9 protein-coding genes are annotated in these 7,725 nt (G+C 74.6%); 6 read left to right on the plus strand and 3 right to left on the minus strand.

Annotated features, from left to right (window positions below; genetic code table 11):
* Both FK498_RS15585 and FK498_RS15590 read right to left on the minus strand, forming a co-directional pair.
* On the minus strand, window positions 1-669 hold a 669-nt coding region (locus tag FK498_RS15585), incomplete at its 3' end, for a PEP-CTERM sorting domain-containing protein (RefSeq protein ID WP_141856139.1).
* Window positions 666-1,409: a PEP-CTERM sorting domain-containing protein gene (locus FK498_RS15590; protein ID WP_141856141.1), complete on the minus strand. Its 744-nt coding sequence runs from the start codon at window positions 1,407-1,409 to the stop codon at window positions 666-668. The genes FK498_RS15585 and FK498_RS15590, both read right to left, overlap by 4 nt.
* A gap of 195 nt (window positions 1,410-1,604) precedes the next feature.
* On the opposite strand from FK498_RS15590, the gene FK498_RS19785 reads away from it, so the two are divergent.
* Together FK498_RS19785 and FK498_RS15600 are read left to right on the plus strand one after the other, a co-directional pair.
* On the plus strand, window positions 1,605-2,219 hold the full coding sequence (locus tag FK498_RS19785) for a hypothetical protein (RefSeq protein ID WP_202614877.1): 615 nt from the start codon (window positions 1,605-1,607) through the stop codon (window positions 2,217-2,219).
* Window positions 2,220-2,245: 26 nt separating this feature from the next.
* Window positions 2,246-2,740, plus strand: a complete 495-nt coding sequence (locus FK498_RS15600; protein ID WP_141856143.1) for a hypothetical protein — start codon at window positions 2,246-2,248, stop codon at window positions 2,738-2,740.
* An 8-nt stretch (window positions 2,741-2,748) separates the two neighbouring features.
* On the opposite strand, the gene FK498_RS15605 is transcribed toward FK498_RS15600, so the two are convergent.
* Entirely contained in the window at window positions 2,749-4,764 is a 2,016-nt protein-coding gene (locus FK498_RS15605; protein ID WP_141856145.1) for a 4Fe-4S dicluster domain-containing protein, read from the minus strand.
* 100 nt (window positions 4,765-4,864) lie between these two features.
* Here FK498_RS15605 and FK498_RS15610 point away from each other — a divergent pair, with 100 nt between their 5' ends.
* From FK498_RS15610 to FK498_RS15625, 4 genes are read left to right on the plus strand one after another with little or no spacing between them, the layout of a single operon-like run.
* Window positions 4,865-5,587, plus strand: a complete 723-nt coding sequence (locus tag FK498_RS15610) for a biotin/lipoate--protein ligase family protein (protein WP_141856147.1) — start codon at window positions 4,865-4,867, stop codon at window positions 5,585-5,587.
* Between the two features lie 8 nt (window positions 5,588-5,595).
* Complete coding sequence (locus FK498_RS15615; protein ID WP_141856149.1) at window positions 5,596-6,126, plus strand: DUF6505 family protein; 531 nt, start codon at window positions 5,596-5,598, stop codon at window positions 6,124-6,126.
* Complete coding sequence (locus FK498_RS15620; RefSeq protein ID WP_141856152.1) at window positions 6,123-7,148, plus strand: DUF6352 family protein; 1,026 nt, start codon at window positions 6,123-6,125, stop codon at window positions 7,146-7,148. The genes FK498_RS15615 and FK498_RS15620 overlap by 4 nt, the downstream gene beginning before the upstream one ends.
* 10 nt (window positions 7,149-7,158) lie before the next feature.
* Window positions 7,159-7,674, plus strand: coding sequence for a DUF3305 domain-containing protein (locus FK498_RS15625; RefSeq protein ID WP_141856154.1), 516 nt, complete (start codon window positions 7,159-7,161; stop codon window positions 7,672-7,674).
* Window positions 7,675-7,725: the final 51 nt, after the last annotated feature.

Here is a 7,725-nt window from a genome sequence, read left to right on the forward strand (position 1 = left end):
GCCGAAGCGGAGATTGTCGATGCCGAACCCGGCCGGCTCCGGTCCCACGAGGTGGAACTCGAGCCCTGCGATGCGCGGCGCGAGGTCACGCGTGGCCAGCCCCATGAACTCGAATCCGGTGCCCCGGTTGACCGTGCGGCCGAGCACGCGGCCCTGGCGGTCGTAGACCGTCACGGCCACGCCACGGGGCGCGTCGAAGTAGCCACCCTGCAGTCCGACCGCGGCGAGATCGCGGTCGAACAGCACGGCGATCGGACCGTTCCAGGTCGGCGTGCCGCCGAGCTCGGGACTGTCGCTGCCCGGCACGCCGACATTGGGCAGGGTGCGCACGGGCGGGGCGGCGGGGTCGAGGGCGAGCGGTGCCGTGGGCGATCCGGCGAGGCAGCCGGAGGGCCGCACGCCCTGAGGACATTCCGTACGCGTGCCGAGTCGGCGACCGCGGAAATGCCCGCCGAAGCGCACGGTCGGGCTGTCAGGCCCGCCGCCGTAGCGGGAGGGCGGATAGACCGGGTTCTCGGTGCGCAGCGGCACCTCGCCGAAGGTGATGCGCCCGGCACCGGCGCGGAAGGCGCGCTCCTCGATGCGCACCACCATGTCCTCGCCACGCGCGGCGGGCGCGGTGAGCATCAGCACGGCGAGCGCTGCCGCCAGCCGGCGCAGCCGCCTCACGGCAGCAGCAGCGGACGGTCGTCGCGCCGCGGCTCGGCGCCCGCGACCTCGACCTGGTCGGGCCGGCCGAAGCGGAGATTGTCGATGCCGAACCCGGCCGGCTCCGGTCCCACGAGGTGGAACTCGAGCCCTGCGATGCGCGGCGCGAGGTCACGCGTGGCGAGGCCGAGGAACTGCGCGCCGGTGCGGGTGTTCGCCGTCTGGCCGAGCCGCCTTCCCTGGCGGTCGTAGACCGTGATGGCGACGCTGCCCCGCACGTCGAAGTAGCCGCCCTGCAGCCCGACTGCGGCGATGTCACGGTCGAACAGCACGGCGATCGGCCCGTTGAACACCGGCGAGCCGCTCAGCACGTCGCTGTTGATCGTCGGTGTGCGGTCCAGCACCACCATCGCCGGCGGCCCCGAGAGATCGAGCGCGAGGGGCGCGGCCGGCGTGCCGGCGAGGCAACCAGTGCGCGCCGCGCCGCGCGGGCACTCGTCCAGGCCGGCGATGCGCCGGCCCTGGAACAGCCCGCCGAAGCGCACCGTCGGGCTGGCCTCGTCGCCGCCATAGCGGCGCGGCTCGAGCACCGGATTGCGCGTGCCGCGCGGCACCTCGCTGAAGGTGATGCGGCCCGCACCCGGGCGGAAATTCGCCTCCTGGATCACGATCACCTCGTCCGCCGCCCCGGCCGGCGCGGTGAGGCCGCAGAGCAGTGCTGCCGCGACGAGCGGCGCCAGACCCCGTCCTGCTCCTGCCATGCCCTGCTTCCTCCCGCCCGTCGGGTCGCGTGCAGCGACGGCCAAGCCTAGCGGATTGCGCCCTGCGGCGCAGCAGCGGGCGTACCCCTCGCAGGCTTCGCGCGCCGGCTGCGGGGCCTCGCTGTGGCACCGCCGGACCGTTTGCGGTACAAGTCTCGCCATTGAATAGAGGGAACTCCGACAGGGGAGGTCGGGATGGGCGCGAAGCGGATCCTCGCGGTCGGATTGGCCGGCGTGGTTCTCTCCGGCTGCACCGGCGACATGAAGCTCGACGGGGCGCTGCTCGGCGCCGGTGCCGGCGCGGGCGTGGGCGCACTCGCCGGCGGTGGGCGCGGCGCGGCGATCGGCGCCGTGGCGGGCGGGCTGCTCGGGGTCGCCGCCGGCGCGATCGCAGAGGACCAGAAGGAGAAGCAGGTCCGTGCGGAGAGCACGCTCGACCAGCGCATCGCCCAGGCGCGGCGGGACGCGGCGAACTACCGGCGCGCCGCGGACAGCGCGCGCAGCGAGGCCTCGCGCCACCAGGCGCGGCTGCGCGAGCTGCGGAGCACCCAGGCGCAGGGCCGGGCGCTGAACGACCAGCAGCTCGCTGCGCTCGCCTCGGCCCGGCAGTTCGAGAGCGACACCGCCAATAAGCTGCGCGAGAGCGAGGAGAAGCTGCGCGCGCTGGATGCCGAGATCGCGAGCCTGAAGCGGCAGGGCGTGAACACCTCGGCGCTCGAGCGGCAGCGCGACAGCATCAACCAGAGCGCGCAGCAGTTGCGTCGCACGCAGCAGTCGATGGCGCAGGCGCTGCAAGGCATCGAGGCATGAGGGGTTCTGTTGCCCTCGGTAGCGCCGTGCTCGGTAGCGCCGTGCTGGTCCTCGCCGCCTGCACGGGCGCGCAGGACACGCGCCAGCACAACATCTTCGACGTCTACGCGAACCTGATCACCGGCGGCTACGATCGCCGGATCGAGGAGCGCGAGCAGCGGCTGGGACGCGCCGAGCAGGCGCGCGATGCGGCCGCGCGCGAGGCTCGCGGGGCCGAGCGACAGGCGGCGCTCGCGCGCAGCGAGGCCGCACAGCTCGAGCGCGAGATCGCCGCCCAGCGCGCCGAGACCGATCGGCTGGCGCGCGAGATCGCCGCCTCGCGCGCGCGGAGCCGCATGGATCAGGAGCGCGTCGCGGCGCTCCAGCGCGACATCGCCGCCCTGCAAGCCGAGCAGCGGCGGCTCGCGGCCCAGCCCGGCGCTTCCGACGGGATCCGCCAGGATGTCGAGGCCGCGCGCGAACGCCAGGCGGCGCTGCAGCGCCAGTGGGATGCGCTCCTGCAGGCGACGCCGCGCGAATAGCGCGGTGGTCAGCCGCCCTCGCCGGTCCGGTAGTCCTCGCTCGTGACCGGGCGCGGCCGCGGTGGGCCGGCATAGGGGTCGATCCCTTCGCCCTCGGTCACCGCGATCACGCGGCAGTCCTCGCACATGCGGATCAGGTCGAGATTGGCGCTGCCCCGGTACATCCAGTGGCTTGCCGCGAGCTTCGCGGCGATGCGCTCCACCGTGCTCTTCACGCCGAAGGGCCTGCCGCAGCGGATGCAGGGATAGGGCTCCTCCTCCTTCACCACCCGCGGCCCTGCGGCCTCGGCTGCCACGTTCAGCCGCGGCTCGAGCGTGATCACCTGCTCCGGGCAGGTGCTGGCGCAGAGGCCGCACTGCACGCAGGCCTCCTCGGTGAAGCTGAGCATCGGCCGGTCTGGGTTGTCGCGCAGCGCGCCCGTGGGGCAGGCCGAGACGCAGGCGAGGCAGAGCGTGCAGCCCGCGACATCGACGTGCACCGTGCCGAACGGCGCGCCGGCCGGCAGCGCAACGACCTCGACCGGCGCGGGGGCGGCCTTGTGCAGCTCCTTGAGCGCGGTCTGCATCACGCCGCGCTTGTCGCCCATCGGCAGGAAGCTGCGCGGGGTGGCGACACCGTCGCGCTCGGGCAGGTGCGCGAGCGCGGCGGCGAGCGTCTCCGGGTCGTCCGCGGCGAGCAGTGACGCACGCCCGGGCCCGAAGCCCCAGGCGCCCAGCACCGCCTCGGCGAGCGCCAGCGTGCGCTCGAGCGCGGCGAGGTCGTCGCGGTGGCGGGTGCCGAGCAGCACGCGCAGTTCCGCCGCGCCGAAGGCGAAGGCCGCCGCGACCGCCTCGAGGCCGAGCGCGGTCACCTCGTTCACCGGGAAGGGGATGACGCGCGCCGGCAGCCCCTCGCCGAAACGCGCGAGCGCATCGAGCAGCGGCGCCCCGTGCTCGCCCTCGTGCACCAGCACGACCGCGCCTCTTCCGCCCGCCTCCCCGTAGGCGAGCAGCATGGCGCGCAGCCTGCGCATCAGCGCCTCCGCGGGCGGCAGGGCATAGGAGGCGGCACCCGTCGGGCAGACGGCGGCGCAGGCGCCGCAGCCGGCGCAGATCATCGCATCGATCGCGACATGATCGCCCGCGGGCTGGATCGCGCCCACGGGGCAGAGATCGAGGCAGCGCGTGCAGCCGGTCTTGCGCGAGCGGGAATGCGCGCAAAGCCCGTCGGTGAAGGTGACGAAGCGCGGCTTGTCGAACTGGCCGACCAGCTCGGCGGCCTTGAAGATCGCCTTCTGCACTGCGACCGGGTCGCGCGGATCGGCGCGCAGGTAGCCCGGCCGCTTGTGCGGGGCGGGAAAGAGCGGCGTGCCGCCGGCGAGGTCGAGGATCACGTCGCAGCGGCTGGTCGCGCCGTCGCGCGGCGCGCCGAAGACGAGCCGTGCGCGCGAGGAGGGGGCGGGCGCGGCGAAGTCGTCCACGGTGAGCTCGAAGGCGCCGAGATGGCCGCGCGCGCGCACGATCGTGCCCTTCACCACCGGGAAGGTGGTGGTCGCGGGCGGGACGATGTCGCCGGGCCGGGTCAGCAGCACGGTCAGGTTCAGCCGGTCGGCAAGCGCCGTGGCCGCCTCGATCGCGGTCTCGTCGCGGCCATAGACCAGCGTCACCCCCTCGGAGCGGTAGGAGACGATCGGCGTCGCCGGCATCGCCACCGCGGCGCCCGCGAGCAGGGCGGCGATCTTCGGCGTCGCCCGCTTCGCCTCGCGGCTCCAGCCGGCGTGCTCGCGGATGTTGACGGTGTCGAGGCGGAAGCCGTGGCCCGCATCCCCGGCGCGCTCGGCGAACAGCGGCGCCTCCTGGGTGCAGGCGACGGTGATGTCGCCGCTGCCCAGTGCGGCCTCGAAACGGGCGAGTTCGGCGCGGCAGAGCTGGCGGGCGCCCTCCACGCGCGCACCGGTGCAGGCGCGCGCGATCCCCGCCTGGTCGAGCGGCGTCGTGTCCTCGCAGGAGCACACGAACACCGTCCGCCCCGCCGGCTGCGCCATTCCCGTTCCCTCGCCTGTGAAATCGCTCCGTGGGCTCATATATGACGGCGGTTGTCGGGCTCACAGGGGCCCGGCCGGGCCGGAGGGACGGAACGCCGGGATGCGGATGCAGACGCGCGGGCTCGAGCTGCCGCCGCTCTACCGCGAGGTGCGGCTGCGTGAGGCCGGTGATGCCTTCGCCCATGCCTGCGCGATCGCCGCCGAGGCCGGGGCGGGGACGCTGGTGTGGTCGCGCTCCTGGCACCTGTTCGACGTCGCGGTGGTGCTCGAGCCGTCGCTGCCGCTCGCCCGGGCGCGGGGCGCGCTCTATGTCGGCATGTCCGCCCTCGCCGATGCGCTCGCCGTGCACGCCCCGCCCGAGAAGCCGATCGCCTTCGTCTGGCCCGACCTCGTCGAGGTGAACGGCGGCGCGGTCGGCGGCGCGCGTCTCGCCTGGGAGCCGGGGACGGAGCGGGAGGCGCCGGCCTGGATGGTACTGCACGTGGCGGTGCGGCTCGCCTTCGAGCAGGCAGCCGAGCCCGGCCTCACCCCGGAGATCACCGCACTCGCGGAGGAGGGCTACGGCGAGCTCGACGCCGCCACTCTCGCGGAATCGTATGCGCGCCATCTGATGGCCGGGCTGCACGAGTGGCAGGAGGAGGGCTTCCGCGCGGTCGCGCGGCGCTATCTGGAGCGGCTCGACCGCCCGCGCGCCGCCCGGCGCGGGCTCGATCCCGGCGGCGACCTGCTGCTGCAGGACGAGCACGGCGCCGAGACCCGCCGCGCCCTCGCCCCTGCGCTCGCCGCGCCCTCCTGGCTCGCCGCGCTGGGGCTGGCGCGATGAGCCGGCCCATGTTGCGCACGATCCGGCTCGATCCCTCGGACACGGTGGTATTCGAGCGCGCCGCCGAGCCGGGCGAGCCCGCGGTCGTGGGCGGCTTCATGTTCTGGGACGTCGATCCGGAGACGCTGACGGGCAGGGCGCGCCAGGCGTTCCGCGCCGGCTTCCTGGGCGTGGAGAGCTTCGGCTGGTCCACGCTCGCGACCGTCGGCCGGGCGAGCGCGGAGGAGCGTGCGGCGGCGGTCGAGGCGCTGGCCGCGGCGATCCGGGAGCGCTTCGGCGCGCCCTCGCTCGCGGCGGCGCGCGAGGCGGCCGAGGAGGAGCTCGCCTATGCCGAGGGGCTCTGCGAGGGCCACGCGCCCGGCACGCTGATCGCGCTCAGCCGCAGCCTCGAGGCCGGCGCGATCCGCGAGCGCTTCCGCACGCTCAAGCCGCGCGGCGCGCCGCAGTCCCTGCCGGTGATCGGGATCGTGCGCAGCGAGGGCGAGCCGGAGGCGGCCGAGCCGGTCGATCTCGTCGCGCTGATGAAGGGGGGACGATGAGCCGCGACTTCTGGCTCGCCTGCGGCCATCATCTGACCGGGCGCAACGAGGCCGGCGGGCTGCTCGTCACCGACGCGCTGCTCGCCGCCTGGCTCGCCCGGCCGGAACTGGTGCCGCCCGAGGAGGCCTGCGCGGCGGAGCGGGCGCTGCACGCCGCGCTGCTCGCCGAGCCGCGCCGGCGCGTCAGCGGCAGCGAGATCGCCGCACTCGCCGATCCGGATGCGCGCGAGAACTGGCAGGTCTGGCTCGGCTTCCGCGACCACCTGCTCGCCCACCCGACGGTCGAGGCCGGCTACGCCGCGCTGTTCCGGCGCGATCTCGCCGGGATGCCGCCGCTCTTCCTCGCCCAGCTCGTCCAGCTCATCCTGCGCAACGTGCTGGACGGCTGCGACGACCCGCTCGTGCTGCGCGCCGCCGAACTGTTCTTCCGCACCCAGCGCGCCTCCACCGAGGGCGGCAATCTGCTGCTCGCGGACGAGGAGGCGGTGGAGAACGCGGCGCGCACGGGCGGGATCGGCACGCTCGGCGCGCTGCTCGCCGAGGCCGGCACGCCGGTCCGTCCGGTCGAGCTCGATGTGCTCTCGCCCGAGAACGCCGCGCTCTACTGGGACCGCTCTGACCGGCACGACACGGTGCTCGACCTGACCTTCGGCCGCGCCGGCCAGGACGCGCTCGGCCGCGTGATCGAGGCCTGGGTGCGCCACATGACGGGGGCGGCGGTGTCGGTGCGGCCGCTTCAGACCATCCATGACGAGGCGTGGGCGTGGTATGTCGGGCTGGATGCCGAGGCCTCGGCGATCGTCGGCCGGCTCTGGCATGGCGAGGCGGTCGATCCGGAGGCGCTGGGGCGGATCGTCGCGCTCTGGCGCCTGGAGTTCGCCGATCCGGCCGAGATGCTGGCACGCGTCGCCGGCCGGCCGGTCTATCTCGCGCTGGCGATGGACCGGGCGAAGCGTGTGCGGCTCAAGCCGCAGAACCTGATCGAGAACCTGCCGCTTGCGCGCGGCCGGGCGGCAGCCTGAGGGCAGAGCCATGGAGGAGCGCCGCATTCCCGTCTCGGTGATCGTCGAACGCCGCGCGGCATCGAGTCCCTGGATCGACCATCTCTGGGTCCCGGTGGCGGTGCTGCCGGCGCGGACGGTGGCGAAGCCCTGGACCGTGCTGCATCGCAACAACGGCGTCACCGCGTACATCGCTGGCCAGACCGAGGTGGAGCTCCACTCCTCGGACACGCTCGGCTACAAGGCCAATCTGGAGACCGGCCGGCCGATGCTCTGGGTGGTGCTGCGTCCCTGCCTGGAAGAGCCGGGGATGGCGCTGCACAGGGTGCTCGCGGATGCGGCGGAGGCCGAGGCTCTGGTCTCGGTCGGCAGCGAAGGCGTGATCGAGCCGGTGCCGATGCCCGGGCCGGTGCGCGAACTGGTCGAGGCCTTCGTCGCCGAGCATCATCGCGACCGCGGCTTCTTCAAGCGCACGCGCGACCGCGCCGACCCGGAGGCGCTGGGGGTGCGGCCGCGCGCCGGGGCGGCAGGGCATGGCCGGCGCTGACGCGCACGGCGAGAGCGAGGGCTTCCTCGCGCGCTGGTCGCGGCTGAAGCG

The organism is Elioraea sp. Yellowstone (assembly GCF_006704265.1).
Taxonomy (GTDB): domain Bacteria; phylum Pseudomonadota; class Alphaproteobacteria; order Acetobacterales; family Acetobacteraceae; genus Elioraea.

Excerpts from the sequence above, each read along its gene's own strand:
- FK498_RS15590 (WP_141856141.1), bottom strand. The coding sequence starts at position 1,409 with ATGGCAGGAGCAGGACGGGGTCTGGCGCCGCTCGTCGCGGCAGCACTG.
- FK498_RS19785 (WP_202614877.1), top strand. The coding sequence starts at position 1,605 with ATGGGCGCGAAGCGGATCCTCGCGGTCGGATTGGCCGGCGTGGTTCTC.
- FK498_RS15605 (WP_141856145.1), bottom strand. The coding sequence starts at position 4,764 with ATGGCGCAGCCGGCGGGGCGGACGGTGTTCGTGTGCTCCTGCGAGGAC.
- FK498_RS15610 (WP_141856147.1), top strand. The coding sequence starts at position 4,865 with ATGCGGATGCAGACGCGCGGGCTCGAGCTGCCGCCGCTCTACCGCGAG.
- FK498_RS15615 (WP_141856149.1), top strand. The coding sequence starts at position 5,596 with ATGTTGCGCACGATCCGGCTCGATCCCTCGGACACGGTGGTATTCGAG.
- FK498_RS15620 (WP_141856152.1), top strand. The coding sequence starts at position 6,123 with ATGAGCCGCGACTTCTGGCTCGCCTGCGGCCATCATCTGACCGGGCGC.
- FK498_RS15625 (WP_141856154.1), top strand. The coding sequence starts at position 7,159 with ATGGAGGAGCGCCGCATTCCCGTCTCGGTGATCGTCGAACGCCGCGCG.